Origin of the sequence: Nonomuraea sp. NPDC003804 (assembly GCF_040610675.1) — a bacterium.
Classification (GTDB): Bacteria; Actinomycetota; Actinomycetes; order Streptosporangiales; family Streptosporangiaceae; genus Nonomuraea.
On record NZ_JBEXMT010000032.1, the window covers coordinates 89552 to 114908 of the forward strand.

Annotated in this window: 21 protein-coding genes and 1 pseudogene; 18 read left to right on the top strand and 4 right to left on the bottom strand. The window is 71.9% G+C overall.

The window, feature by feature from the left end:
• Nucleotides 1-53: 53 nt before the first annotated feature.
• The gene (locus ABZX22_RS35355) at nt 54-1148 is read right to left on the bottom strand and encodes a helix-turn-helix domain-containing protein (protein ID WP_354918084.1); all 1095 of its coding nucleotides are present in this window, start codon (nt 1146-1148) and stop codon (nt 54-56) included.
• 54 nt (nt 1149-1202) lie between these two features.
• Between ABZX22_RS35355 and ABZX22_RS35360 the strand changes: the two genes are divergently transcribed.
• Nucleotides 1203-1574 (top strand): hypothetical protein, encoded by a 372-nt coding sequence (locus ABZX22_RS35360; RefSeq protein WP_354918086.1) that lies wholly within the window; start codon nt 1203-1205, stop codon nt 1572-1574.
• A gap of 127 nt (nt 1575-1701) precedes the next feature.
• Nucleotides 1702-2853, top strand: a complete 1152-nt coding sequence (locus ABZX22_RS35365) for an NAD(P)/FAD-dependent oxidoreductase (RefSeq protein ID WP_354918089.1) — start codon at nt 1702-1704, stop codon at nt 2851-2853.
• A gap of 127 nt (nt 2854-2980) precedes the next feature.
• Here the strand turns inward: ABZX22_RS35365 and ABZX22_RS35370 are convergent, their stop codons facing one another.
• On the bottom strand, nt 2981-3799 hold the full coding sequence (locus ABZX22_RS35370; RefSeq protein WP_354918092.1) for a UbiA family prenyltransferase: 819 nt from the start codon (nt 3797-3799) through the stop codon (nt 2981-2983).
• Nucleotides 3800-3923: 124 nt separating this feature from the next.
• On the opposite strand from ABZX22_RS35370, the gene ABZX22_RS35375 reads away from it, so the two are divergent.
• The 10 genes and pseudogenes from ABZX22_RS35375 to ABZX22_RS35420 all read left to right on the top strand — a co-directional run bounded on the left by ABZX22_RS35375 (nt 3924) and on the right by ABZX22_RS35420 (nt 13501).
• Nucleotides 3924-4976: a 3-oxoacyl-[acyl-carrier-protein] synthase III C-terminal domain-containing protein gene (locus ABZX22_RS35375; protein ID WP_354918095.1), complete on the top strand. Its 1053-nt coding sequence runs from the start codon at nt 3924-3926 to the stop codon at nt 4974-4976.
• A 6-nt stretch (nt 4977-4982) separates the two neighbouring features.
• Nucleotides 4983-5501, top strand: coding sequence for an isoprenylcysteine carboxylmethyltransferase family protein (locus ABZX22_RS35380; RefSeq protein ID WP_354918098.1), 519 nt, complete (start codon nt 4983-4985; stop codon nt 5499-5501).
• Nucleotides 5498-6511, top strand: a complete 1014-nt coding sequence (locus ABZX22_RS35385) for an NAD(P)/FAD-dependent oxidoreductase (RefSeq protein WP_354918101.1) — start codon at nt 5498-5500, stop codon at nt 6509-6511. Before ABZX22_RS35380 ends, ABZX22_RS35385 begins: the two co-directional genes overlap by 4 nt.
• A 16-nt stretch (nt 6512-6527) precedes the next feature.
• Nucleotides 6528-6626 (top strand): annotated as a pseudogene (locus ABZX22_RS35390) (APH(3') family aminoglycoside O-phosphotransferase); the annotation flags it as partial.
• A 216-nt stretch (nt 6627-6842) separates the two neighbouring features.
• Nucleotides 6843-7193: a bifunctional 3-phenylpropionate/cinnamic acid dioxygenase ferredoxin subunit gene (locus tag ABZX22_RS35395; protein WP_354918104.1), complete on the top strand. Its 351-nt coding sequence runs from the start codon at nt 6843-6845 to the stop codon at nt 7191-7193.
• The gene (locus ABZX22_RS35400; RefSeq protein WP_354918107.1) at nt 7190-8362 is read left to right on the top strand and encodes an FAD-dependent oxidoreductase; all 1173 of its coding nucleotides are present in this window, start codon (nt 7190-7192) and stop codon (nt 8360-8362) included. Before ABZX22_RS35395 ends, ABZX22_RS35400 begins: the two co-directional genes overlap by 4 nt.
• 14 nt (nt 8363-8376) lie before the next feature.
• Nucleotides 8377-9462, top strand: a complete 1086-nt coding sequence (locus tag ABZX22_RS35405; protein WP_354918110.1) for an S-(hydroxymethyl)mycothiol dehydrogenase — start codon at nt 8377-8379, stop codon at nt 9460-9462.
• Nucleotides 9462-10097 (top strand): MBL fold metallo-hydrolase, encoded by a 636-nt coding sequence (locus ABZX22_RS35410; protein ID WP_354918113.1) that lies wholly within the window; start codon nt 9462-9464, stop codon nt 10095-10097. Before ABZX22_RS35405 ends, ABZX22_RS35410 begins: the two co-directional genes overlap by 1 nt.
• Nucleotides 10098-10124: 27 nt before the next feature.
• The gene (locus ABZX22_RS35415) at nt 10125-11249 is read left to right on the top strand and encodes an aromatic ring-hydroxylating dioxygenase subunit alpha (RefSeq protein ID WP_354918116.1); all 1125 of its coding nucleotides are present in this window, start codon (nt 10125-10127) and stop codon (nt 11247-11249) included.
• 44 nt (nt 11250-11293) lie between these two features.
• Nucleotides 11294-13501: an FdhF/YdeP family oxidoreductase gene (locus ABZX22_RS35420; RefSeq protein WP_354918155.1), complete on the top strand. Its 2208-nt coding sequence runs from the start codon at nt 11294-11296 to the stop codon at nt 13499-13501.
• Here the strand turns inward: ABZX22_RS35420 and ABZX22_RS35425 are convergent.
• Entirely contained in the window at nt 13489-14262 is a 774-nt protein-coding gene (locus ABZX22_RS35425; protein ID WP_354918119.1) for an IclR family transcriptional regulator, read from the bottom strand. The two genes, ABZX22_RS35420 and ABZX22_RS35425, sit on opposite strands and share 13 nt — an antisense overlap.
• Before the next feature lie 127 nt (nt 14263-14389).
• Here ABZX22_RS35425 and betA point away from each other — a divergent pair, with 127 nt between their 5' ends.
• Entirely contained in the window at nt 14390-16027 is a 1638-nt protein-coding gene (gene betA / locus ABZX22_RS35430) for a choline dehydrogenase (RefSeq protein WP_354918121.1), read from the top strand.
• An 88-nt stretch (nt 16028-16115) separates the two neighbouring features.
• Here the strand turns inward: betA and purU are convergent, their stop codons facing one another.
• The gene (purU, locus tag ABZX22_RS35435; RefSeq protein ID WP_354918124.1) at nt 16116-16979 is read right to left on the bottom strand and encodes a formyltetrahydrofolate deformylase; all 864 of its coding nucleotides are present in this window, start codon (nt 16977-16979) and stop codon (nt 16116-16118) included.
• Nucleotides 16980-17204: 225 nt separating this feature from the next.
• Here purU and ABZX22_RS35440 point away from each other — a divergent pair, with 225 nt between their 5' ends.
• The 5 genes from ABZX22_RS35440 to ABZX22_RS35460 all read left to right on the top strand — a co-directional run bounded on the left by ABZX22_RS35440 (nt 17205) and on the right by ABZX22_RS35460 (nt 25351).
• Nucleotides 17205-18665 carry an aldehyde dehydrogenase family protein gene (locus tag ABZX22_RS35440; protein WP_354918158.1) on the top strand — a complete coding sequence of 487 codons (1461 nt, stop codon included), beginning with the start codon at nt 17205-17207 and terminating at the stop codon, nt 18663-18665.
• A 26-nt stretch (nt 18666-18691) separates the two neighbouring features.
• Nucleotides 18692-19753 carry a glycine betaine/L-proline ABC transporter ATP-binding protein gene (locus ABZX22_RS35445; protein ID WP_354918127.1) on the top strand — a complete coding sequence of 354 codons (1062 nt, stop codon included), beginning with the start codon at nt 18692-18694 and terminating at the stop codon, nt 19751-19753.
• Nucleotides 19750-21738 (top strand): ABC transporter permease subunit, encoded by a 1989-nt coding sequence (locus ABZX22_RS35450; protein ID WP_354918130.1) that lies wholly within the window; start codon nt 19750-19752, stop codon nt 21736-21738. Before ABZX22_RS35445 ends, ABZX22_RS35450 begins: the two co-directional genes overlap by 4 nt.
• Nucleotides 21739-21773: 35 nt before the next feature.
• The gene (locus ABZX22_RS35455) at nt 21774-22757 is read left to right on the top strand and encodes an ABC transporter substrate-binding protein (RefSeq protein ID WP_354918133.1); all 984 of its coding nucleotides are present in this window, start codon (nt 21774-21776) and stop codon (nt 22755-22757) included.
• Nucleotides 22758-22942: 185 nt separating this feature from the next.
• Nucleotides 22943-25351 carry an FAD-dependent oxidoreductase gene (locus ABZX22_RS35460; protein ID WP_354918135.1) on the top strand — a complete coding sequence of 803 codons (2409 nt, stop codon included), beginning with the start codon at nt 22943-22945 and terminating at the stop codon, nt 25349-25351.
• Nucleotides 25352-25357: the final 6 nt, after the last annotated feature.

Below are 25357 nucleotides of genomic sequence, written 5' to 3' on the forward strand. Positions count from 1 at the left end.
GCGGGACCCCCCGAGGGCCTTCCGGGATCGTCACCCGGCGCCGCCCGGTGTCCTCAGCGCGAGCGGGCAGCCGCCCCCGGCGCTTCGCGGGGAGACGGGGACGAGGCGAGATCCGATACGGCGGGAGGCCTGGTCGGGGTGGGGTCCGGTGCGGCGGGAGGCCTGGTCGGGGTGGGGTCCGGTACGGCGGGAGGCCTGGTGGGGATGGCGTCCGGTACGGCGGGAGACCCGGTCGGGGTGGGGTCCGAAGCGGCGGGAGACCCGGTCGGGGTGGGGTCCGGTAGGCCCGGGGACGGGGACGCGGGGCGGCCCGGCACGGGGTGGGTCGAGAGGGAGACGGGGGTGCGGCCGAGCATGGCGCGGGCGGTGCGGGCCAGATGGGCCTGGTCGGCGAATCCGGCCGTCGCCGCGGCCGACGCCACCGAGGAGCAAGCGAGCTGGGCGACGGCCGCGCGCAGGCGTGCCCACTGGCGCAGCCGTACCAGCGGGATCCCGACGGACGCGCGGACCAGGGCGCGCAGCCGCGGCACGGACAGCCCGACCTCGGCGGCGATGGCATGGATGGGCAGTTCGGGGGAATCGGCGGCCATCGCATGGACGGGCAGCCCGAGATCGGCGGTGATGGCATGCACGGGCAGTCCGGGGGGAACGGCGGCCATCGCATGGACGGGCAGCCCGGGGGCGACAGCGTCGGCGGTGTGGACGGGCAGGCCAGGGGCGGTGGTGGCGGTGTGGACGCGCGGGCCGGGGGCGGCGGCGGGCGGGGAGGTGGTGGCCAGGGCCAGCGCGTGGGCCACGCGCGGGTCGAGCGCCGGGGCGGGCCCGGCCAACGCCACGAGTTCGGGCAGGGCGGCGCCGCGGGTCAGAGCGTCCCGCAGCCGCCGTACGGCATGCCCGTCGAGCGCCGTCACCTCCCGTGGCGCGCCCAGCAGCCACGGGTCGACGAACAGCGCCGTGTAGGCCGAGGTCACCGCGGCGGTGTGGGCCAGCTGGGGCGGCACGAGCAGTCCCGCACCCCGGACGCGCCCCGCCACGGCGGTCCCCCGCTCGGGAAGGACGACCTTCCACACCGGGTGCAGGTGGCGGGCGACGGCCGCCGGGCCGTTCTCCTCGAACACGGTCAGCCCGCCGCCGGGGGCGAACGCCAACCGGCGATCGTTTCGTTCAAGCGCTCGCGCGGGCGCGGGGGTCAGCATGGCGTCATGCACGATACCGCCGCCATCGCCCTGGCCCTCTTCCTGGCCGCCGTGGGGATCTCCCACTTCGTCTTCCCCGGCTACTTCCGCACGCTCGTGCCCGGCTGGTTCCCCTGGCCGGGTCCTGCCGTCGTGGCCGGCGGGGTGGCGGAGATCCTCCTTGGCGTGCTGCTCGCCGTCCCCGGCGGCAGGGCGGCGGGAGGGTGGGCCGCCGCCGCGCTCATCACCGCCTACCTCGCCTCGCACGTCGACGCGCTGCGGCACGCGCACCGCGACCGGCCGCGGCTGCTGGACCGTCCGGCGGGCGCGGTGGCCCGGCTGGTGGTCAACGCCGCCTACATCGGCTGGGCGGTCATGGTGGCGCTCACCGCGCCCTGACGCGCGCTCACTGCGCCCTGACGTGCACCCCTGACACGCGGTCGCCCGACCTCCGTGGCCGGTCCCCGAACCGGGCACGGGGTCCCGGGGACGTTTCGCCGGGAGGGTGGCGTGGCAGGTGTCCTGGATGGCAACCGTGTGGGACCTGGTGGTGGTCGGCGGCGGGCCCGCGGGGTCGGCGGCGGCCCTGCGCGCCAAGCAGCTCGACCCCGGCGCGCGCGTCCTGCTGCTCGACAGGGACGACTTCCCCCGCGACAAGGCGTGCGGCGACGGCATCGCCGCGCACGGCGGTGACGAGCTGGCCCTGCTCGGCCTGCCCGACCTCATCGCCGACTACCGGCCGACGCGGCGCCTGTCGGTGGTCTCGCCCGGCGGGGTGCGCGTCTCGGCCACGGTGGCCAGGCCCAACCATGTCGTGCCCCGCATGGTGTTCGACGCCCGCCTCGTCGCGGCGGCCCGCGCGCGGGGCGTCGAGGTGCGCCGCCACCGCGTCCGCTCGCTCGACGCCGCCGACGGCCACGTGATCGTCGACGGCGAGGTGCGCGCCCGCACGGTCGTCGCGGCGGACGGCGCGCACTCCACCGTGCGCCGCGTGCTCGGCGTGCGGCCGGCGCCCGACAGGCACACCGCGATCGCGGTGCGCGGCTACGCGGACCTGCCCGGTGCCGACGACGCCCAGCTCATCGCCATGCAGCGGGCCGGGTGGCCGGCGTACGCGTGGTCGTTCCCCATCGGCGACGGCACCGCGAACGTGGGGTTCGGCATGCTGCTGCCCCGGCTGCGGGCGACCGGCCTGCCCGGCCGGCAGGTGCTGCACGGCAGGCTCGCCGAGCTGCTGCCCGACCTGCCCGCCCGTGACCTGCGCGCCCACCACCTGCCGCTGTCGCCGGGCCGCCCGCAGCCTGGCGCGGGAAGGGTGCTGCTCGCCGGCGACGCCGCCGGTCTCGTCAACCCGCTCACCGGCGAGGGCATCTACTACGCGCTGCTGTCGGGCAGGCTCGCCGGCGAGGCGGCCGTCACCTCGACCGGCGACCCGCTGGCCGCCTACCGGCGCGCCCTGCGCGGCGCGCTCGGACGGCACCTGCTGACGACCGACGTGCTGGCCCGCGTGGCGCAGTCACCGGGGTTCATCGACGCGGCGATCGAGACGGCCGCGCGCCGGACCGAGGTGTTCGACCTGCTGGTGGAGGTGGGTCTGGGCGCGGGTACGGTGCCCGTCCCGCTGATGTGGGCGGTGGTACGCCGCTGGCTGGCACGCAGCCTGCGCCGGGAGGGCTGAGACGCGCCGGACGGCCGGCGACACCGTCGGCCGTCAGCACTGCGGTGAGGCGGGACGGCCGGGGAGAGCCGGTGGCCGTCCGCTGGGCGGTGAGGTGGACGGCCAGGGGAGAGCCGGTGGACGTCCGTCAGGCGGTGAGGCGGGCGCCGTTGGCGACCAGGAGGGCGACGTCGATCGCGGCCACCAGGATCGACGCGGCGAAAGGCGCCTTCGGCAGACGACGTCCCAGCGCCACGCCCGCGGCGGCGACGCCGATGGCCACGACGAGCGCGATCCAGGCGGCCGGGCCCGCCGCGCCGTACGGGCCGAAGGCCAGCAGCGCCGTGGCCGCCAGCAGCGGCAGCGGGACCAGCAGGGAGACGGCGGGGCGGCCCAGTCGCTGCGGCAGGCCGCGCACGCCCGCCGCCAGGTCGGCCCGGATGTCGGGCAGCACGTTGGCCAGGTGCGCGCCGACCCCCAGCAGCGCGGCGGCCAGGACCGCCCACCAGGCGGGCCACGGCCGTCCTGGCAGGCCCAGCGTCACGAAGGCCGGCAGCGCGCCGAACCCCACCGCGTAGGGCAGCCAGGACCACACCGTCGCCTTGACGCCGAGGTCGTAGGCCCACGCGGCCCCGACTCCCGCCAGGTGCACGGTGCCTGCCTGCCAGCCCGAGGCCAGCGACAGCGGGACGCACAGCCCCAGCGCGACGAGCGCGGCGGCGCGCACGGTGCGGGCGCGCACCGTTCCGGCCACGATCGGCTTGCCGGCGCGTCCGGCGGCCGTGTCGCGGCGGGCGTCGACGGCGTCGTTGCACCATCCGATCGACAGCTGCCCGGTCAGGACGGCGGCGGCGACCAGCGCGCACCCCGCGGCGTCCCGACCGCTGGCCACGGCCAGCACGGTGACCAGGAACGTGACCGCGACCGTCGGGCCGGGATGGCAGCTGCCGGCCAGCCCTCTGAGCACCCGCGCCGACCTCACCGCCCGTCACACCAGCCGATCATTGGCAGCCGAATCCATGCCGTCTCATGGGCATAGTAGCCAGCGGGCAGGGCAGCCTCCCGGACAAGTGTCTACCGGAGGGGTGCCGATGACCTGGATCGCAGCCGTCCACGGCGTGCTGCCCCCCAACCGCTACCCGCAGGGCGAGCTCACCGATCTGGCCGCCCGCACCTTCCTGCCGGCAGGCGCCGACCGCCGGCTGCTCGACCGGCTGCACACGAGCGCCAGGGTCGAGTACCGGCATCTCGCCCTCCCGCTGGACCAGTACGGCAAGCTCGACGGCTTCGGCGCCGCCAACGAGGCGTTCGTCTCGGCGGCCGTCGAGCTCGGCGCCGAGGCGGTCGGCGCGGCGCTGGACGAGGCGGGCCTGGCGCCCGGCGACGTGGATCTCATCATGTTCACCTCCGTCACCGGTGTCGCCGCGCCTTCGGTGGAGGCCAGGGTGGCGGTCCGCCTCGGGATGCGGCCCGACGTCAAGCGCATCCCGGTCTTCGGCCTGGGCTGCGTGGCGGGCGCGGCGGGGATCGCCAGGCTGCACGACTACCTGCTGGGCCGGCCAGGCGACGTCGCCGTGCTGCTGTCGGTGGAGTTGTGCTCGCTCACCTTGCAGCGTGGCGACGCCTCCACGGCCAGCCTGGTGGCCAGCTCGCTGTTCGGCGACGGCGCCGCCGCGGTGGTGGCGTGCGGGTCGGCGCGAGAGGGGAACGGGCCCTGCGTGCTGGCCACGCGCAGCCATCTGTATCCCGGCACCGAGCAGGTCATGGGGTGGGAGGTCAGGGACGGCGGCTTCGGCGTGGTGCTCGACGCGGGCGTCCCCGAGGTCGTGCGCGCCCACCTCGCCGGCGACGTGCGCGGTTTCCTGGCCGACCACGGCCTGACCACCGGCGAGGTGGCGGCGTGGGTGTGCCACACGGGCGGGCCGAAGGTGCTGGAAGCGGTGGCTGAGGCCCTCGACCTGCCGCCGGGCGCGCTCGACCTGACCTGGCGCTCGCTGGCCGCCAACGGCAACCTGTCGTCGGCCTCCGTCCTGCACGTGCTGCGTGACACGCTGCGCCTGCGCCCGCCGCGGCCCGGCACCGCCGGGCTGCTCATCGCGATGGGCCCGGGGTTCTGCTCCGAGCTCGTCCTGCTGCGCTGGTAGCCGCCGATGCCGTGGTATTCGCTGCTCGTGCTGCTCGTGGGCGTGGAACGCCTGGCCGAGCTGGTCGTCGCCCGCCGCAACGCCCGCTGGAGCATGGCGCGCGGCGGGCGCGAGTACGGCCAGGGCCACTACCCGTGGATGGTGGCCCTGCACACCGGGCTGCTCGCCGGTTGCCTGCTGGAGGTGTATCTGGCCGGCAGGCCGTTCGTTCCCGCGCTCGGCTGGCCGATGCTGGCCCTCGTGCTGGCCGCGCAGGCGCTGCGGTGGTGGTGCGTCGCCGCGCTGGGGCCGCGCTGGAACACGCGGGTCATCGTGGTGCCGGGGCTGCCGCTGGTGCGCCGCGGGCCGTACCGGCTGGCCTGGCTGCGCCACCCGAACTACGTGGCGGTGGCCGTCGAGGGCGCCGCGCTCCCGCTCGTCCACTCGGCCTGGATCACCGGGCTGGTCTTCACCGTGGCCAACGCCGTCCTGATGGTGGTGCGGATCCGCTGCGAGAACACGGCGCTGGCCGCCCTCCCGGCATGATCGACGTGCTGGTGGCGGGGGGCGGGCCGGCCGGGCTGGCCACCGCGATCCACGCCGCCCTCGCCGGGATGAGCGTCGTGGTCGTCGAGCCGCGGCGCGCGCCGGTCGACAAGGCGTGCGGCGAGGGGCTGATGCCCGGTGGCGTCGCCGCGCTGCGGGCGATGGGGGTGGCGGTCGGCGGGCACCCGCTGCTGGGCATCGACTACGTGCGGGGGGAGACCCGCGCGCGGGCCGGTTTCGCCGCCGAGCCGGGCCGCGGCGTGCGCCGTACCTCGTTGCACGCGGCCATGTCGGCGCGGGCCGCGGAGCTGGGCGTCCCCGTCGTCACCGGCAAGATCACGCGCGTCCGCCAGGACGCGCGAGGGGTGGTGGCGGGCGGCCTGAGCGCCCGCTGGCTGGTGGCCGCCGACGGGCTGCACTCCCCGCTGCGCACGTCGCTGCGCCTGGGCGTGCGCGACCCGCGCCCCCACAGGTACGGCCTGCGCAGGCACTACCGCATGGCGCCGTGGTCCGACTTCGTCGAGGTGCACTGGTCGGAGGTGGGGGAGGCGTACGTGACCCCGGTGGGCGACGACCTCGTCGGGGTGGCGATCCTGAGCGCGCGGCGCGGCGGCTACGACGAGCACCTGGCCGCCTTTCCCGGCCTGACGCGCAGGCTCACCGGTCCCGCCGTGACGCCGGTGCGCGGGGCGGGCCCGCTGCGCCAGCGGGTCAGGAGCAGGGTGGCCGGGCGGGTCCTGCTCGTCGGTGACGCCGCCGGATACACCGACGCGATCACCGGTGAGGGCGTCAGCCTGGCCGTCCTGTCCGCGCGGGCGCTCGTGGACTGTCTCGTGGCCGGCCGCCCCCACGACTACGAGCGGGAGTGGCGGCGGCTGTCCCGGCGGCACCGGCTGCTCACCGAGGCGTTGCTGGGCCTCGCCCGCAGGCCGGGTACGGCCCGCCTGGTCGTGCCCGCGGCCGCCCGGCTTCCCGCCCTGTTCACGGCCGTGGTGCGGGCGCTGGCCTGACGGGTTTCCGGTCGGGGAGTGCCCCTTCGACGAGGGGCTGGAGGTCAGGCTCGCCCGCGCGGGCGAGCGGCTGCGGGCCGGGCTGGTCGACCCGGACGACTCCCGGCACGCGCGGTCCCCACGGGGGGACAGCCCTGCCCGCAGAATTCACCAAGCGATGAATCAATCGCCGCGCAGGTGCGGCGACCAGCACCCCCGGAAGGCGGTGCCCGCCAGACGGGGCGAAGCGGGATCACTTGCACAAAACCGGTCTTGACATCCGCAATCCACACCCGCACTCTGTTGCGTATAGCGCGAGATGTTTCTCTTTGCGAAACCGAGGTGTGACACGATGATCCCAGCGTGCCCACTTGCATCACTGCCGCGAGGCGAGGCCCTCCGGGTCGAGGCCGACCCGCCCATCGCCGTCTTCCATACCGAGGACGGCGAGATCTTCGCCATCGACGACACCTGTACGCATCAGGATGCCTCGTTGGCCGACGGCTGGCTCGAGGGCTGCGAGATCGAATGCCCGCTGCACGCCTCGCGGTTCGACCTGCGCACCGGCCAGGTCGACGCGCCCCCCGCCAAGCGGCCGGTGCGCACCCACCAGGTCGTCGTCGAGGACGACGTCATCTACGTCGTGCCCTCCGACGAGGAGCCGAACCTGCCGCCCGGCGTCACGCTCAAGGGGCAGGCGTGAACACCGTCTGCGTCGTCGGCGCCTCGCTGGCCGGGCTCCTGACCGCCAGGGCGCTGCGCGGCCAGGGCTACACCGGCCGCCTCGTCCTCGTCGGCGAGGAGCCGCATCGCCCCTACGACCGGCCGCCCCTGTCCAAGGACTTCCTCAAGGGCGCCATCGGCGAGGCCGACCTCGCGCTGGAGGGCGACGGCGAGGAGCTCGACGCCGAATGGCGGCTCGGGGTCGCCGCGACCGCGCTCGACCCGGTCGCCCGCCGCGTCATCCTGAGCGACGGCACCTCGGTCAAGGCCGACGGCATCGTGATCGCCACCGGCGCCTCCGCGCGCGAGCTGCCGGGCGCGCGGAGCCTGGCCGGCGTGCACACGCTGCGCACGCTGGACGACGCCCGCGCGCTGCGCGGCGACCTGGAGCGCGCAGGACGCGTCGTCGTGATCGGCGGCGGCTTCATCGGCGCCGAGGTGGCCGCGACGGCCAGAGACCTCGGCCTGGAGGTCACGCTCGTGGAGTCGGGCAGCGCGCCGCTGGCCGGCGTCCTCGGCGCCGCGATGGCGGAGACGATCGCCACGCTGCACGAGCGGCGCGGCGTGCGCCTGGTGCGCGGCGCGTACGTCACCGAGCTGACCGGAGACGGCAGGGTCGACGGCGTACGGCTGGCCGACGGCACGCACCTGCCCGCCGACGTCGTCGTCGTGGGCATCGGCGCGACGCCCAACATCGCGTGGCTGGAGGGCAGCGGCCTCGAGCTCGGCGACGGCGTCGTCTGCGACGAGGGCGGCGGCACCAGCGTGCCCGGCATCGTCGCGGTCGGCGACTGCGCGGCCTGGTTCGATCCCGCCCAGGGCGGCCACCGACGGATCGAGCACTGGACGGGCGCCAGGCAGCGGGCCGCCGTCGTGGCGGCCACGCTGCTGTCGGGCGGCACCGCCAGGCCCGAGCCGGCGCGCCCGGCCTACTTCTGGTCCGACCAGTTCGACATCAAGATCCAGTTCATCGGGCACGCCAGGGACGCCGACTCGGTGACCGTGGAGGAGGGCGACCCGGCCGACCACAGCTTCCTGGCCGTCTACCGGCAGGGCGAGCGCCCCGTCGCGGTGCTGGGGGTCAACCAGGTCAGGCTGTTCACCCGCTGGCGCCGCCATCTGGAGACCGCGCCGGTCCAGGCCGGCTGAGACAGGAGTGAATCATGGCTCATGAAGTACGCGGCGTGGTCGCGACGGGCAAGGGCAAGCCGGTAAGCCTGGAGACGATCCTGGTCCCGGACCCGGGCCCCGGCGAGGCGCTGGTGAAGGTGCAGGCGTGCGGCGTCTGTCACACCGACCTGCACTACCGTGAGGGCGGCATCAGCGACGACTTCCCCTTCCTGCTCGGCCACGAGGCCGCGGGCGTGGTGGAGGCCGTCGGCCCGGACGTCAAGGACGTCGCCGTGGGCGACTTCGTCATCCTCAACTGGCGGGCGGTGTGCGGCTCCTGCCGCGCCTGCCTGCGGGGCCGCCCGCAGTACTGCTTCGCCACCCACAACGCCACGCAGAAGATGACGCTGCGGGACGGCACCCCGCTCAGCCCCGCGCTCGGCATCGGCGCCTTCGCCGAGAAGACGCTGGTGGCCGCCGGGCAGTGCACCAAGGTCGACCCGGCCGCCGCCCCCGCCGCGGCGGGCCTGCTCGGCTGCGGCGTGATGGCGGGCCTCGGCGCCGCCGTGAACACCGGCGCGGTCAGCCGCGGCGACTCGGTGGCGGTGATCGGCTGCGGCGGCGTCGGCAACGCGGCGATCGCCGGATCGCGGCTGGTCGGGGCCACCACGATCATCGCGGTGGACGTCGACGACCGCAAGCTCGCCTGGGCCCGCGACTTCGGCGCCACCCACACGGTCAACGCCAAGGAGAGCGACCCGGTCGAGGCCGTCAGGGAGCTCACCGGCGGCTTCGGCGCGGACGTGGTGATCGACGCGGTCGGCCGTCCGGAGACCTTCAAGCAGGCCTTCTACGCCCGTGACCTGGCCGGGACCGCCGTGCTCGTCGGCGTGCCCACCCCCGAGATGACGCTGGAGCTGCCGCTCCTCGACGTCTTCGGCCGCGGCGGCGCGCTGAAGTCCAGCTGGTACGGCGACTGCCTGCCCAGCCGCGACTTCCCCATGCTGATCTCCCTCTACCTGCAGGGCCGCTTCGACCTCGACGCCTTCGTCACCGAGACCATCGGCCTCGACCAGGTCGAGGACGCCTTCGCCAAGATGCACCACGGCGACGTGCTGCGCTCGGTGGTGGTGCTGTGATGGCAGGCACCGTGCGCGTCGAGCGCCTGGTCACCTCGGGGACGTTCAGCCTCGACGGCGGCACCTGGGACGTCGACAACAACGTGTGGCTCCTCGGCGACGACGACCAGGTGCTGGTCGTCGACGCGGCCCACGACGCCGACGCGATCGCGGCGGCCGTCGGCGACCGCGGAGTGGTGGGCATCGTGTGCACGCACGCCCACGACGACCACGTGAACGCCGCCCCGCTGCTGGCCGCCCGCACCGGCGCGCCCGTCTTCCTGCACCCTGACGACCAGGTGCTGTGGAAGCTCACCCACCCGGTCGCCGCCCCCGACAGGGCGCTGGCGAACGGGCAGATCATCAGGGTCGGCGACAGCGCCGTCCATGTCCTGCACACCCCAGGGCACGCTCCGGGCGCGGTCTGCCTGTACGTGCCCGAGCTGGGCGTCCTGTTCTCCGGCGACACGCTCTTCCAGGGCGGTCCAGGGGCGACGGGCAGGTCGTTCAGCGACTTCCCGACGATCATCTCGTCGATCAGCCAGACGCTGCTCACCCTGCCGGCCGAGACCGTGGTCCACACCGGGCACGGCGACGACACCAGCATCGGAGCCGAGGCTCCGCAGCTCGAGGACTGGATCCGCCGAGGACACTGACCCGGCCCGTATCAGAGGAGTACTCCCGTGACCACCTCCAGCACCGCCCCCACCTCCAGCGTGATCCCCACCCTGCCCGGCCACTACTACACCGATCAGGCGCTCTTCGCGCGGGAGCAGAAGAACATCTTCGAGGCGATGTGGTTCTGCGTGGTGCGCTCGTCCGACATCCCCAAGCCGGGCTCGTTCAAGACGGTCCAGGTCGGCAGCGAGAGCATCCTGGTCACCAGGGCGCGCGACAGGTCCGTGCGCGCCTTCTTCAACGTCTGCCGGCACCGCGGCGCACAGCTGTGCACCGAGGAGTCGGGCGAGGTCGCGCGCGCCTTCCAGTGTCCCTACCACGCCTGGACCTACGGCCTGGACGGCAAGCTGGTCGCCGCGCCCAACCTCACCAAGATGGCCGACCTCGACCGCGTCCAGTACGGCCTGATCAACGTGCACGTCAGGGAGTGGCTCGGCTACGTGTGGGTCTGCCTGGCCGATGAGCCTCCCTCCTTCGAGGACGACGTGATGGGCGCCGTGACCGAACGGCTCGGCGCCCTGGAGTTGATCGACAACTACGACGTGGCGGGGCTCGAGGTCGGCCGCAGGATCGTCTACGACGTGAAGGCCAACTGGAAGCTCATCATCGAGAACTTCATGGAGTGCTACCACTGCGCCACGATCCACCCCGAGCTGACCGAGGTGCTGCCGGAGTTCGCCGACGGGTACGCCGCGCAGTACTTCGTCGGCCACGGCGCCGAGTTCGGCGAGGAGGTCAAGGGCTTCACCGTGGACGGCTCCGCGGGGCTCGACCGCATCCCCGGTGTGAGCGAGGACCAGGACCGGCGCTACTACGCGATCACGATCAAGCCCCAGGTCTTCATCAACCTGGTGCCCGACCACGTCATCGTGCACCGGATGTTCCCCCTGGCGGTGGACAGGACCGTCGTCGAGTGTGATTGGCTCTACCTGCCGGACGTGGTGGAGAGCGGCAAGGACCTGGACAAGTCCGTGGAACTCTTCCATCGTGTCAACGAGCAGGACTTCGAGGCGTGCGAGCGCTGCCAGCCCACGATGGGCTCACGCACGTACGCCAAGGGCGGCGTGCTCGTGCCCAGCGAGCACCACATCGGCGTCTTCCACGAATGGGTACAGGACAGGATCGGCTGACAGTGGTTCGAAAGGCGCCGCGCGACGACGCCGGTGACGAGGACATGCGGGTCCGCCCGCCCAAGGACTGGGCGGGCGGGCTGCCCGCCGTCGGGCACGCGATGCGGACCGCCTACCGCCAGATGGGGGTGGGCCGCACCGCGCTGACGCTGCTCCAGGTCAACCAGAAACGCGGTTTCGACTGCCCTGGGTGCGCCTGGCCCGAGGGGGAGCATCGCAGCCCCGCCGAGTTCTGCGAGAACGGCGCCAAGGCGGTGGCGGAGGAGGCCACGACACGCAGGATCGGGCGTGACTTCTTCGCCGCCCACCCGGTGAGCGAGCTGGCCGTCCGCAGTGACCACTGGCTCGGCCAGCAGGGCAGGCTCACCGAGCCGATGCACAAGCCCGCGGGGGCCGACCACTACGTGCCGATCTCGTGGGAGCGCGCCTTCGAGATCATCGCCAGGGAGCTGCGCGCGCTCGGCGGCCCGGACGAGGCGGTCTTCTACACCTCGGGCCGCACCTCCAACGAGGCCGCCTTCGCCTACCAGCTGCTCGTGCGCCGCTTCGGCACCAACAACCTGCCCGACTGCTCCAACATGTGCCACGAGTCGAGCGGGTCGGCGCTCAACGAGACGCTCGGCATCGGCAAGGGCACGGTGTCGCTGGAGGACCTGCACCGCGCGGAGCTCATCTTCGTGGTGGGCCAGAACCCCGGCACCAACCACCCCCGCATGCTGACCGCGCTGGAGCGGGCCAAGCGCGCGGGCGCGCGGATCGTCGCGGTCAACCCGCTGCCCGAGGCGGGCCTGCTGCGTTTCAAGAACCCGCAGCGGCCCTCGGGCCTCGGCAAGGGCTACGCGCTGGCCGACCGGTTCCTGCAGATCCGCCTCAACGGCGACATGGCGCTCTTCCAGGCGCTGTCGCTGCTGCTGCTCGACTCGGCCGACAAGGAGTTCGTCGACCGGCACACGCACGGGTTCGAGGAGTGGGAGCGGCACCTGCGCGCCCTCGACTGGGACCAGGTGCTGGAGGCCACCGGGCTGACCAGGGCCGAGCTGGAGGCGACGGCCGAGGAGGTGCGCGCGGCCGGGTCGGTCATCGTGTGCTGGGCGATGGGCCTGACCCAGCATCGCAACTCGGTGGCCACCATCAGGGAGGTGGTCAACTTCCTGCTGCTGCGCGGCAACGTCGGCAGGAGCGGCGCGGGCGTCTGCCCCGTACGCGGCCACTCCAACGTGCAGGGCGACCGGACGATGGGCATCTACGAGAAGCCGGCCGCGGCCTTCCTCGACGCCCTGGGCAAGGAGTTCGGCTTCTCGCCGCCCCGCCACCACGGCTTCGACACCGTCGAGGCGATCCGCGCCATGCGCGACGGGACGGCCAAGGTGTTCGTCGGGATGGGCGGAAACTTCGTCAGGGCCACGCCCGACAGCGACGTCACCGAGGCGGCGCTGCGCCGTACCCGGCTGACGGTGCAGATCTCCACCAAGCTCAACCGCTCCCACGCGGTGTGCGGCGCGGAGGCGCTCATCCTGCCGACGCTGGGCCGTACCGAACGTGACGCCGGCGGCTACGTCACCGTCGAGGACTCGATGGGGCTGGTGCACGCCTCGCGCGGCCGGCTCGCGCCGGCCTCGGCGGAGCTGCGGCCCGAGGTGGCGATCGTCTGCGGCCTGGCCGCCGCGCTGTTCGGCGACGATCCGCACGTGCCGTGGGCCGACTTCGCGCGTGACTACGGCGTGATCAGGGACCGCGTGTCACGGGTGATCCCCGGTTTCGAGGACTTCAACGCCCGCGCGCCGGAGGGCTTCGCGCTGCCCAACGCGCCCAGGGACGAGCGCAGGTTCCCCACGGCCACGGGCAAGGCCAACTTCACCGTCAACGAGCTGGAGGTGCTGCGCGTCCCGCCAGGGCGGCTGCTGCTGCAGACGGTCAGGAGCCACGACCAGTACAACACCACGATCTACGGCCTCGACGACCGCTACCGCGGGGTCAAGGCGGGCCGCAGGGTGGTCTTCGTCCATCAGGACGACCTGGCCGAGCGCGACCTCGCCGACGGCGACCTGGTGGATCTGGTCAGCGAGTGGCCGGACGGCGAGCGCAGAGCCGACGGGTTCAGGGTGATCGCCTACCCGACGGCCCGCGGCTGCTGCGCGGCCTACTTCCCCGAGACCAACGTGCTGGTGCCGCTGGACTCGGTGGCCGAGACGTCCAACACGCCGACCTCCAAGAGCGTGGTGGTACGGCTGGAGCGGGCTCAGCCGGCGTAGCCCAGGCGGCGGCTGATCTCGTCGGCGCCCTCCATCAGGACGGGGGCCAGCTCGTGCATGCGCTCGGCGCTGAACCGGTAGGCGGGACCCGAGGCGCTGACGGCCGCGACCACCTCTCCGTGGTAGGAGCGGATGGGCGCGGCCATGGCGTTGAGGCCGTCCTCCAGCTCCTCCAGGCAGTAGGCGTAGCCCGCCGTCCGCGTCAGGGCCAGCTGCTGCTCCAGCTCGTCGACGGAGGTGATGGTCTTGGGGGTGTAGCCCTCCAGCTTCCCGTCCGACAGCAGCCGGGTGCGCTGCCTGTCGTCGAGGTGGGCCAGCAGCACCTTGCCGCTGGAGGTGGCGTGGAGCGGGGTCACCTGGCCGACCCAGTTGTAGGCGGTGACCGCCGAGGGGCCCCTGACCTGGTCGAGGTTGACGGCGTAGGAGGAGCGGAGCACGGCGATGTTGACCGTCTCGCCGATCTCCTGCGCCAGCCGCTGGCAGACCGCCCGCCCGCGCTGGGTGATGTCCATCTGGGTGTTGACGCCGCCGGCGAGCCTGATGATGCCGAAGCCGAGCCGGTACTTGCCTCTGTCCTCGGCCTGCTCCACGAGGCCGCGTGCCTCCAGCGCGCCGAGCAGCCGGAAGGCCGTCGACTTGTGCACGTCGATCTCGGCGGCCACCTCGCTGACCCCGGCCTCGCCACGGCGCGAAAGGATCTCCAGCACGCTGATCGCCCGGTCGACCGACTGGACGCCCCCGCTGCTCGAGTCGTTGCTCATAGCGAAACTGTAAGTGCTGAAGGGAACCGCGTCGAACACAACACCAAAAGATCTCTTGTTGCGACTAGTGCAACACAATGCGTATAGCGATACGATTCGGTGAAACGCGCGAGCGAGACGAGGCAACATGACGTCACAGCAGTACGACTTCGTCATCGTCGGAGGCGGCTCGGCGGGCAGCGCCCTGGCCAACCGGCTCTCCGCGGACCCCGCTACGCGGGTGCTGGTCCTCGAGGCCGGCCGGCCCGACTACCTGTGGGACGTCTTCATCCACATGCCGGCCGCGCTGCCCTTCCCGATCGGCAACCGCTTCTACGACTGGAAGTACGAGTCGGAGCCCGAGCCGCACATGCACGGCAGGCGCATCTACCACGCCCGCGGGAAGGTGCTCGGCGGCTCCAGCAGCATCAACGGCATGATCTTCCAGCGCGGCAACCCCCTCGACTACGAGAGGTGGGGCGCCGACCCCGGGATGAAGACCTGGGACTACGCCCACTGCCTGCCGTACTTCAAGAGGATGGAGAACTGCCTGGCCGACCCCGGCACCCCCTTCCGCGGCCACGACGGGCCGCTGGCGCTGGAGAGGGGAGCGGCCGGCACGCCGCTCTACGACGCCTTCTTCGCGGCCGTGCAGGAGGCCGGCTACCCCCTCACCGACGACGTCAACGGCTACCGGCAGGAGGGCTTCGCCCGCTTCGACCGCAACATCAGGCGCGGCCGCAGGCTGAGCGCGGCCCGCGCCTACCTGCATCCGGTGATGAAGCGGCCGAACCTGACGGTCAAGACGCGGGCGCTGGTGACGCGCATCCTCTTCGAGGGCACGCGGGCCGTCGGCGTCGAGTACGACGGCGGCACCGTCCGTGCGGGCGAGGTCATCCTGTGCGGCGGGGCGATCAACTCGCCCCAGCTCCTGCAGCTGTCCGGCGTCGGCAACGCGCGCGAGCTGGGCGAGCTCGGCGTCGACGTGGTGCACGACCTGCCGGGGGTGGGGGAGAACCTCCAGGACCACCTGGAGGTCTACATCCAGCACGGCTGCGGCAAGCCCGTCTCCATGCAGCCGAACCTGCAGAAGTGGCGCCACCCGTGGATCGGCGCGCAGTGGCTGTTCCTGCGCAAGGGGCCCGGTGCGACCAACCACTTCGAGGCCGGTGGCTTCGTCCGCAGCAACGACGAGGTCGACTACCCCAACCTGATGTTCCACTTCCTGCCCATCGCCGTGCGCTACGACGGCTCGGCGCCCTCGGGCGGGCACGGGTACCAGGTGCACGTCGGGCCGATGTACTCCGACGCCCGCGGCTCGGTCAAGATCAAGAGCACCGATCCGCGTCAGCATCCCGCCCTGCGCTTCAACTACCTGTCCACCGACCAGGACAGGCGGGAATGGGTGGAGGCCGTCAGGGTGGCCCGCAGGATCCTCGGCCAGCCCGCGCTCGGCGAGTACAGCACCGGCGAGATCTCGCCCGGTCCCTCCGTGGAGACCGACGAGGAGATCCTCGACTGGGTGGCCAAGGACGGCGAGACGGCCCTGCACCCCTCCTGCACGGCCAGGATGGGCGTGGACGACATGTCGGTCACCGACCCCGAGAGCATGCGGGTGCACGGCCTCGACGGCCTGCGCGTGGTGGACGCCTCGGTCATGCCGTACGTCACCAACGGCAACATCTACGCGCCGGTCATGATGCTGGCGGAGAAGGCGGCCGACCTCATCCTCGGCAACACGCCGCTGCCGCCCGAGCCGGTGGACTTCTACCGGCACCGCGCCTGAGCCGGACCGCGCGCGAGGGCCTGGGACACACACAAGAGAGGCGGTGGGGGGCGCAGTACCCCCACCGCCTCGTTCTTGGGCGTCCGGCTCAGCGGAAGACGACCGTGCGGTCCCCGTTGAGCAGCACCCGGTGCTCGCTGTGCCACTTGACGGCCCTGGCGAGCACCTGAGCCTCCACATCCCTGCCCGCCGCGACCAGGTCCTCCGGGTCGAGCTCGTGGTCCACCCTGGCCACGTCCTGCTCGATGATGGGGCCCTCGTCGAGGTCGGCCGTGACGTAGTGCGCGGTCGCGCCGATGAGCTTCACCCCGCGCTCGTGCGCCTGGTGGTAGGGCTTGGCGCCCTTGAACCCCGGCAGGAACGAGTGGTGGATGTTGATGGCGCGGCCTTCCAGGCGCTTGCACATGTCGTCGGACAGGATCTGCATGTAGCGCGCCAGCACCACCAGGTCCGCCTCGTACTCCGCGACGAGTTCGAGGATCCTGGCCTCTGCCTCCTCCTTTCCGTCCGGCGTGACGGGGACGTGGTGGAACGGCACGCCGTAGGAGGCCGCGAGCGGCTCCAGGTCGGGATGGTTGGAGACGACGGCGGGGACGTCGATGTTGAGGCCGCCGACCTGCCGGCGGAAGAGCAGGTCGTTCATGCAGTGGCCGAACTTCGACACCATGACCAGCGCCCGTGTGGGCGTCGCGGCGTCGTTGAGCTGCCACGTCATCTGGAACGACTCGGCGACGTAGGCGAAGCCCTCACGCAGCTCTTCCAGCCCGTCCTGGGCGGCGAAGTGCACGCGCATGAAGAAGCCGCCGCCTCTTCTGTCGTTGAACTGCTTGCTCTGCAACATGTCACCGCGGTGCTGCACGAGGAAGCTGCTCACCGCGTACACGATGCCTGGCTTGTCCGAGCAGGAGACGGTGAGGATGAACTCGCGGCCTGGGCCGGGACGAGGAGACATCACACCTCCTTGTGTTGCGTAATACGCAAAATGGTGATGTATACGCAACAGCGTGGACGTGCGACCGCCCAGCCGTCAAGAGGGCTACCAGGGAGTAAACGGAATCACAACGTATGTATTCGCCCAGCGATTCCCTCAAAGCCTTGACGAACGGAGGGTGACGGGTCAATTCTGTTCCTCACTGAGCATTGCCTTGCGCCATACGCAACGATCAGGGGTATGCCGATGACCCATCTCTCCATCGGCGGCACGTGGACCAGGCCGGTCGCCGGCGGACAGCGGAACATCCTTTCGCCCGCCGACGGCAGCCTCGTGACCACGGTCGCCGAAGCCACAGCGGCCGACACCGTGGCCGCCATCAGGGCCGCGCGGCACGCCTTCGACCGCGGTCCATGGCCCACCACTCCCGCCAGGGAGCGCGGCGCGCTGCTCTACGCGGTCGCCGGCCTGGTGGAACGTGACCGCGACGCCTTCGCCCGCGCGGAGTCGGGCGACACCGGCAAGCGCCTGGTCGAGAGCGAGTACGACGTCGACGACTCCATCGCCTGCCTACGTTACTTCGCCGGCGTGGCCGGAACCGACGCGGGCCGCGTCATCGACACCGGCCGCGACGACGCGATCAGCAAGGTCGTCCACGAACCCGTCGGCGTCTGCGGCCTGATCACGCCCTGGAACTACCCGCTGCTGCAGACCACCTGGAAGGTGGCGCCCGCGCTGGCCGCTGGCAACACCTTCGTGCTGAAGCCCAGCGAGCTCACCCCGAGCACGGCCATCCTGCTCGTCCGCGCCCTGGAGGAGGCCGGCCTGCCCAAGGGCGTGGCCAACCTCGTGCTCGGCGCGGGACCCGAGGTGGGCGCGCCGCTGGCCGAGGACCCCGACGTCGACCTGGTCTCCTTCACCGGCGGCCTGGCCACGGGACGGCGGATCATGGCCGCGGCCGCGGCCACGGTCAAGCGCGTCGCGCTCGAACTCGGCGGCAAGAACCCCAACATCGTCTTCGCCGACGCCGACTTCGAGACCGCCGTCGACTTCGCGCTCACCGCCGTGTTCCTGCACTCCGGGCAGGTCTGCTCGGCGGGCGCGCGGCTGCTGGTGGAGGACTCCCTGCACGACGCCTTCGTCGACGAGGTGGTCAGAAGGGCGGAGCGCATCCGCCTGGGCGGCCCCTTCGACCCCGAGGCGCAGGCGGGCCCGCTCATCTCCGCCGCGCACCTGGCCAAGGTCGAGGAGTACGTGGCCGCGGGCCTGGCCGAGGGCGCGACCCTGCGCTGCGGCGGTCGCCGGCTCGACGGCCCAGGCTTCTTCTTCCCGCCCACCGTCCTCGACGACTGCAAGCAGGGCATGCGCGTGGTGCGGGAGGAGTCCTTCGGCCCCGTGCTGACCGTCGAGCGTTTCACCACCGAGGAGGAGGCCGTCCTCCTCGCCAACGACACCGAGTACGGCCTGGCCGGCGCGGTCTGGACCCAGGACGCCGGCAAGGCGCAGCGGGTCGCGGGACGGCTCCGCCACGGCACGGTGTGGATCAACGACTACCACCCCTACGTGCCGCAGGCCGAGTGGGGTGGTTTCAAGCAGTCCGGCATCGGCCGCGAACTCGGGCCGACCGGACTCGACGAGTACCGCGAGATCAAGCATGTGTGGCAGAACACCCGCCCGCGCCCCCAGCGGTGGTTCCCAGCGAACTGACGCTCCGAGACTCCCAAGAGGTGGTCATGACCGTGCCGTCACTGACCGAACGTAGTCCGCTCGACACCGAAACCGTGCCCATCCTCGATGTCAGGGGGCTGTGGAAGGTGTTCGGCCCCAAGGCCGAGGCGGTCGTCGGTACCACGCTCAGCCGTAAGGAACTGAAGGAGCGGACCGGCTGCGTCGCCGCCGTGCGCGACGTCTCCTTCGAGGTACGCCGGGGCGAGGTGTTCGTCGTCATGGGCCTGTCGGGCTCGGGCAAGTCCACCCTCGTCCGCTGCCTGACCAGGCTCATCGAGCCCACGGCAGGCGAGGTCGTCCTGGACGGCGAGGACATCCGCAAGGCCGACGACCGCAGGCTGCGCGAGCTGCGCAGGCACCGCATGGCCATGGTCTTCCAGCACTTCGGCCTGTTGCCGCACCGGTGCGTGCTGGACAACGTCGCCTTCGGCCTGGAGATCCGCGGCGTGCCCAAGCAGGACCGCTACGCCCGCGCCCGCGAGGTCGTCGGCCTGGTCGGGCTCAACGGCTTCGAGAACTCCTACCCCGACCAGCTGTCCGGCGGCATGCAGCAACGGGTGGGCCTGGCCCGCGCGCTGGCCGCCGACCCCGAGGTGCTGCTGTTCGACGAGCCGTTCTCCGCGCTCGACCCGCTGATCAGGCGGGAGATGCAGAACGAGGTCATCCGCCTGCACCACGAGGTCGGCAAGACGATGATCTTCATCACCCACGACCTCAGCGAGGCGCTGAAGCTGGGCGACCGGATCCTCATCATGCGCGACGGCGAGCTGGTCCAGGTCGGCACGCCGGACCAGGTGGTGGGCGCACCCGCCGACGACTACGTCAGGGACTTCGTCAGCGACGTCCCGCGCTCCCACGTCCTCACGCTGCGCTGGATCATGCGCCAGCCCCTGATGGACGAGTCGCTGGACGGCCCGGAGCTCGGCCCCGACGTCGTCATCCGCGACGCCGTGCACACCGTGCTCTCGGCCGACCGGCCGGTGCGCGTGACGGACGGGGACCAGCTGCTTGGGGTGGTCACCAGCGCCGAGATCCTCGAGGTGATCGCGGGAGGGCAGGAACGATGACCACCGTGGCGGTGGTGGCCGCCAGGCTGCCGGCCCGCAGATACCTGCTCCTGGTGGTGCTCGCCGTATGGGTGCTCGGCTGGGCGCTGTTCAACGGCCGCGACACCCTCGCCCTCGGCGGCGCGGAGCTGACGCCCCTGCACACCTCGCTCAACGAGGGCATGGACGCGATCGACGACGGCCGCAACAGCAACCCGTTCTTCCTGTACTTCATCAACTACATCCGGCTCTTCCTCGACGAGTCGGTGACGTTCGTCCAGGCGCTGATCAGCCAGGCGTCCTTCGGCCGGCCGGTCCCGGTCCTCGGCTGGCTCGGCGTGGCCGGGCTCGCCACCGCCATCGCGTGGCTGTGGGGCAACGGGAAGGTGGCGCTGCTCACCGCCGCCGGCTTCCTCTCCTTCGGCGTGCTGGGCCTGTGGCAGGAGAGCATGGACACCCTCGCTCTCACGCTGACCGCGGTCGCGCTCTCGCTGGCCGTCGGGATCCCGCTCGGCGTCTGGGCGGGGCTGAGCGACCGGTTCCACCGGGTGGTGACGCCGGTGCTGGACTTCATGCAGACGATGCCGACGTTCGTGTACCTGGCGCCGCTGACGCTGTTCTTCCTCATCGGCCCGGCCAGCGCCACCATCGCCACGATGATCTACGCGATCCCGCCGGCCATCCGCATCACCGCGCACGGCATCAGGCAGGTCTCGCCGGACACGCTGGAGGCGGGCGCCTCGCTCGGCGCCACCTCCGCGCAGGCGCTGCGCCACGTGCGGCTCCCGATGGCCAAGCAGACGATCATCGTCGGCGTCAACCAGACCATCATGGCGGCGCTGTCCATGGCGACGATCGCGGCGCTCATCGACGCGCCCGGCCTGGGCAAGACGGTGCTGAAGGCGCTGCAGACGCTCGACGTGGGCACCGCGTTCAACGCGGGCCTGGCCATCGTCATCATGGCCGTCGTGCTGGACCGGGTGACCTCGGCCGCCAGCCGGCGGGTGGAGGCCGAACGGCGCGCCGGCCGGCTGCGCACCACGCGACGGCGCCGGCTGGAGCTGGCCGGTACGTTCGGCGTGGTGGCGGTCCTCGGCTACCTGTCCTACACCTACGTCTGGGCCGCGGAGTTCCCCGTCCAGGCCGAGCTCGGCCACTACGTGCGCCAGGCCGCCGACGCGGCCAGCCTGTGGGTGCAGGACAGCCTCGCCGCCACCACCGACGCGCTGAAGAACGTGCTCACCAACACGCTGCTCAACCCCTTCGAGGCGCTGCTGACCGGCTCGCCGTGGTGGCTCGTCTTCGGCGTGGTCGTCGCCGTCGCCCTGCTGGTGGGCAGCGTGCGGGCCGCGCTGGTGACCGCCGCGGGCCTGCTCGTGCTCGTGCTGCTGGGACTGTGGCAGGACAGCATGGTGACGCTGGCCTCGACGCTCGTCGCGACGATCCTGGTCATGGTGCTCGGCGTGGTGCTGGGCGTCTGGATGGGCCGCAGCGACCGGGCCGACACGATGCTGCGGCCGGTCCTGGACGCGGGGCAGACGATGCCCGCCTTCGTCTACCTGGTGCCGATCCTCGGCCTGTTCGGCCCGACGCGGTTCACCGCGATCATCGCGGCCGTCGTCTTCGCCGCGCCCATCGCCATCAAGCTGGTGGCCGAGGGCATCAGGCGGGTCTCGCCCACGACCGTGGAGGCCGCCGTCTCGGCGGGCACGGGAACGTGGCAGCTCATCTCCAAGGTCCAGCTCCCGATGGCGCGCAGCGGCGTGACGCTGGCGGCCAGCCAGGGACTGATCTACGTGCTGTCGATGGTGGTCGTCGGCGGCCTGGTGGGAGCCGGAGCCCTCGGCTACGACGTCGTGGCCGGCTTCTCGCAGCACCAGCTCCGCGGCAAGGGGCTGGCCGCCGGGCTCGCGATCGTCGTGCTCGGCATCGTGCTCGACCGCGTCATGAGCGCCGCCACCCGGCGGGCCGACGTGGCCGCGCACGGCGGTGTCACCCACAAGTAACCGATAACCGGCTAGTGAGAACTCTGGAGGACCAGGTGGCTTTGACGAGGAGTGGAAGGGTCAGGGCGATCGCGCTCGTGACCGGCACCGGCCTCCTGCTCACCGCGTGCGGCGGGGCGAAGGTCGGCGAGACGCAGCAGCCCGCGGCCGGCGGAGAGGGAGGCAAGAGCTGCGGCACCTTCAATCTCGCCGTCAACCCATGGGTTGGCTACGAGGCGAACGCCGCGGTCATCGCCCATGTGGCGGAGAAGAACCTCGGCTGCAAGGTGGTGAAGAAGGACCTCAAGGAGGAGGTGGCCTGGCAGGGCTTCGCCACCGGCGAGGTCGACGCGGTCGTGGAGAACTGGGCCCACGACGACCTCAAGAAGAAGTACATCGAGGACCAGAAGGTCGCCGTGTCGGCGGGCCCGACGGGCAACAAGGGCGTGATCGGCTGGTACGTGGCGCCGTGGATGGCCCAGAAGTATCCCGACATCACCGACTGGAAGAACCTCAACAAGTACGCCGACCTGTTCAAGACCTCCGAGTCCGAAGGCAAGGGGCAGCTGCTCGACGGCGACCCCTCGTTCGTCACCAACGACGCGGCCCTGGTCAAGAACCTGAAGCTGGACTACAAGGTCGTCTACGCCGGCAGCGAGACCGCGCTCATCACGGCCTTCCGGCAGTCGGAGAAGCAGCAGAAGCCCATCATCGGCTACTTCTACGAGCCGCAGTGGTTCCTGTCGGAGCTCAAGCTGGTCAAGGTGAACCTGCCGCCGTACACCGAGGGCTGTGACGCGGACCCGGCCAAGGTGGCCTGCGACTACCCGCCGTACGAGCTCGACAAGATCGTGAGCAAGAAGTTCGCCGACTCCGGCAGTCCCGCCTACGCGCTGGTCAAGAACTTCACCTGGACCAACGACGACCAGAACCTCGTGGCCAAGTACATCTCCGAGGACAAGATGACGCCCGAGGACGCGGCCGCCAAGTGGGTGGCCGACAACGCCGACAAGGTCAAGGCCTGGGTCCCCCAGAGCTGAGGTCTCACCAGCCCGATCGCCTGACCCCGCGATCGGGCTGGTGCTTGCGCGGGATTGGAACGTTCTAATCCACCGCGAAGCTGTACGGAATAAGACAGAACGCCCCTTGACACCCGCAATGCGGCGAGCGACGCTTGTTGCGGAAAACGCGTTTGGTTGCATATATCGCAACAACGGAGGTGGCTATGACGGGCCCGAGCGTCGTCATCATCGGGGCGGGCGTGGTCGGCGCCGCCCTCGCCGACGAGTTGTCCGCCCGAGGCTGGACCGATGTCACCGTGGTCGATCAGGGAGACGTGCCCGCCACCGGCGGCTCATCCTCACACGCCCCCGGACTGGTGTTCCAGACCAACGGGTCGAAGACCATGACCGAGATGGCCCGCTACACGGTCGAGAAGTTCGTCGCACTCGACAGCTTCTTCCAGGTCGGCGGGCTCGAAGTGGCCACCACCCCCGAGCGGCTGGCCGAACTGCACCGCAGGTACGGCTGGGCGGTGGCGTGGGGGATCGAGGCGCACCTGCTCTCCCCCGAGGAGTGCGTCGCCAAGCACTCCCTCCTCGACGGCGCCAAGGTCCTCGGCGGCCTGTTCCTGCCGACCGACGGCCTGGCCAAGGCGGTCAAGGCGGTCGACGCCCAGCTCGCCAGGGCGCGCGAGCGCGGCGTGCGGGTACTGCCCAGGCACGAGGTCCTCGACATCAGGACCGAGAACGGCAGGGTCGCCGCGGTGGTCACCGACCAGGGCGAGATCCCCGCCGAGATCGTGGTCTGCTGCGCCGGCATCTGGGGGCCGAAGGTGGCCCGCATGGTGGGCATGAACCTTCCCCTCACGCCGCTGGCCCACCAGCTGGCATGGACGGGGCAGGTGCCTGACCTGGCCGGAGCGACAGAGGAGGCCACCCGGCCGATCCTGCGCCACCAGGACGCCGACCTCTACTACCGCGAGCGCTTCGACACGCTGGGCATCGGCTACTACGGCCACCGGCCGATGCCGATCAGCGCCGACGACATCCTGTCGGTCGACGCGGCAGAGGTGATGCCCTCGGTGCTCACCTTCACCCCCGACGACTTCGCCGAGGCGTGGACCGCGACCCAGGACCTGCTTCCCGCCACCCAGTCGGCCAAGGTCGAGGAGGGCATCAACGGGCTGTTCTCCTTCACCACCGACCACCTGCCGCTCATGGGCGAGTCGCGGGAGGTCAAGGGCTTCTGGGTGGCCGAGGCCGTCTGGGTCACCCACTCGGCGGGCGTCGGCCTGGCGATGGCCGAATGGCTCGTCGACGGCCACTGCTCCTCCTTCGACCTGCACGAGTGCGACGTCAACAGGTTCGAGCCGCACCAGATCGCCCCCGACTACGTGCTGGCCCGAGGCTGCCAGAACTACGTCGAGGTCTACGACATCATCCACCCCCTCCAGCCGATGGAGGAGCCCCGCCCGCTGCGCACCAGCCCCTTCCACCCCCGCCAGCAGGAGCTCGGCGCGGTCTTCCTCGAGGCCTCCGGGTGGGAGCGGCCCCAGTGGTACGGCGCCAACGCGGGTCTGCTCAAGGGCAGGGACATCCCCACCCCCGGTGACTGGGCCGCGCAGTACTGGTCCCCGATCGTGGGCGCCGAGGCCCAGGCCACCCGCGAGTCCGTCGCGATGTACGACATGACCGCCCTCAAGCGCCTGGAGGTCAGCGGCCCCGGCGCCGTGGCCTTCCTGCAGTCCCTCACCACGGGGGACGTGGACAAGTCGGTCGGCTCGGTGACCTACTGCCTGCTGCTCGACACCGACGGCGGCATCCGCAGCGACGTCACCGTCGCCCGCCTCGGGGCCGAGGAGTTCCAGGTCGGCGCCAACGGCAACCTCGACCTCGACTGGTTCGACCGGCACCGCCCCCGCGACGGCTCGGTACAGGTGCGCGACATCACCGCGGGCACCTGCTGCGTCGGCCTCTGGGGGCCGCGGGCCCGCGACCTGGTCCAGCCGCTGACCACGACCGACCTGACGGCGCTGCGCTACTTCCGCGGCACCCGCGCCTACATCGGCAACGTGCCGGTCACGATGCTGCGCCTGTCCTACGTCGGCGAGCTCGGCTGGGAGATCTACACCACCGCCGACATGGGGCTCAAGCTCTGGGACACCCTGTGGGAGGCCGGTCAGGACCACGGCGTCGTCGCCGGCGGCCGCGGCGCCTTCACCAGCCTGCGCCTGGAGAAGGGCTACCGCTCCTTCGGCACCGACATGACCTTCGAGCACGACCCCTACGAGGCGGGCCTCGGCTTCGCCGTCAAGCTGGACAAGGGCGACTTCGTCGGCCGCGAGGCCCTGCTCGCCCGCAAGGAGTCGGTGCGGCGCAAGCTCACCTGCCTGCTCACCGACGAGGTCGTCATGGGCAAGGAGCCCGTCTACGACGGTGAGCGCGTCGCCGGCTACGTCACCAGCGCCGCCTACGGATACACCATCGGCAAGGGGATCGCCTACGCGTGGCTGCCGGCCGCGCTGGCGACCCCGGGACAGCCGGTGGACATCGGCTACTTCGACCGGAGAGTCAAGGCCGTGGTCGCCGAGGAGCCCCTGTTCGACCCGGCGATGCAGCGCCTGCGCGGTTAGAAAGGA

What these genes read in the sequence shown, in the direction of transcription:
- ABZX22_RS35450 (WP_354918130.1), top strand. Translation starts at nt 19,750, where the DNA reads ATGACCACCGTGGCGGTGGTGGCCGCCAGGCTGCCGGCCCGCAGATAC.
- ABZX22_RS35385 (WP_354918101.1), top strand. Translation starts at nt 5,498, where the DNA reads ATGATCGACGTGCTGGTGGCGGGGGGCGGGCCGGCCGGGCTGGCCACC.
- ABZX22_RS35445 (WP_354918127.1), top strand. Translation starts at nt 18,692, where the DNA reads ATGACCGTGCCGTCACTGACCGAACGTAGTCCGCTCGACACCGAAACC.
- ABZX22_RS35460 (WP_354918135.1), top strand. Translation starts at nt 22,943, where the DNA reads ATGACGGGCCCGAGCGTCGTCATCATCGGGGCGGGCGTGGTCGGCGCC.
- ABZX22_RS35375 (WP_354918095.1), top strand. Translation starts at nt 3,924, where the DNA reads ATGACCTGGATCGCAGCCGTCCACGGCGTGCTGCCCCCCAACCGCTAC.
- ABZX22_RS35440 (WP_354918158.1), top strand. Translation starts at nt 17,205, where the DNA reads ATGACCCATCTCTCCATCGGCGGCACGTGGACCAGGCCGGTCGCCGGC.
- ABZX22_RS35410 (WP_354918113.1), top strand. Translation starts at nt 9,462, where the DNA reads ATGGCAGGCACCGTGCGCGTCGAGCGCCTGGTCACCTCGGGGACGTTC.
- ABZX22_RS35395 (WP_354918104.1), top strand. Translation starts at nt 6,843, where the DNA reads ATGATCCCAGCGTGCCCACTTGCATCACTGCCGCGAGGCGAGGCCCTC.
- ABZX22_RS35420 (WP_354918155.1), top strand. Translation starts at nt 11,294, where the DNA reads ATGCGGGTCCGCCCGCCCAAGGACTGGGCGGGCGGGCTGCCCGCCGTC.
- ABZX22_RS35425 (WP_354918119.1), bottom strand. Translation starts at nt 14,262, where the DNA reads ATGAGCAACGACTCGAGCAGCGGGGGCGTCCAGTCGGTCGACCGGGCG.
- ABZX22_RS35405 (WP_354918110.1), top strand. Translation starts at nt 8,377, where the DNA reads ATGGCTCATGAAGTACGCGGCGTGGTCGCGACGGGCAAGGGCAAGCCG.
- ABZX22_RS35360 (WP_354918086.1), top strand. Translation starts at nt 1,203, where the DNA reads ATGCACGATACCGCCGCCATCGCCCTGGCCCTCTTCCTGGCCGCCGTG.
- ABZX22_RS35365 (WP_354918089.1), top strand. Translation starts at nt 1,702, where the DNA reads ATGGCAACCGTGTGGGACCTGGTGGTGGTCGGCGGCGGGCCCGCGGGG.
- ABZX22_RS35380 (WP_354918098.1), top strand. Translation starts at nt 4,983, where the DNA reads ATGCCGTGGTATTCGCTGCTCGTGCTGCTCGTGGGCGTGGAACGCCTG.
- betA (WP_354918121.1), top strand. Translation starts at nt 14,390, where the DNA reads ATGACGTCACAGCAGTACGACTTCGTCATCGTCGGAGGCGGCTCGGCG.
- purU (WP_354918124.1), bottom strand. Translation starts at nt 16,979, where the DNA reads ATGTCTCCTCGTCCCGGCCCAGGCCGCGAGTTCATCCTCACCGTCTCC.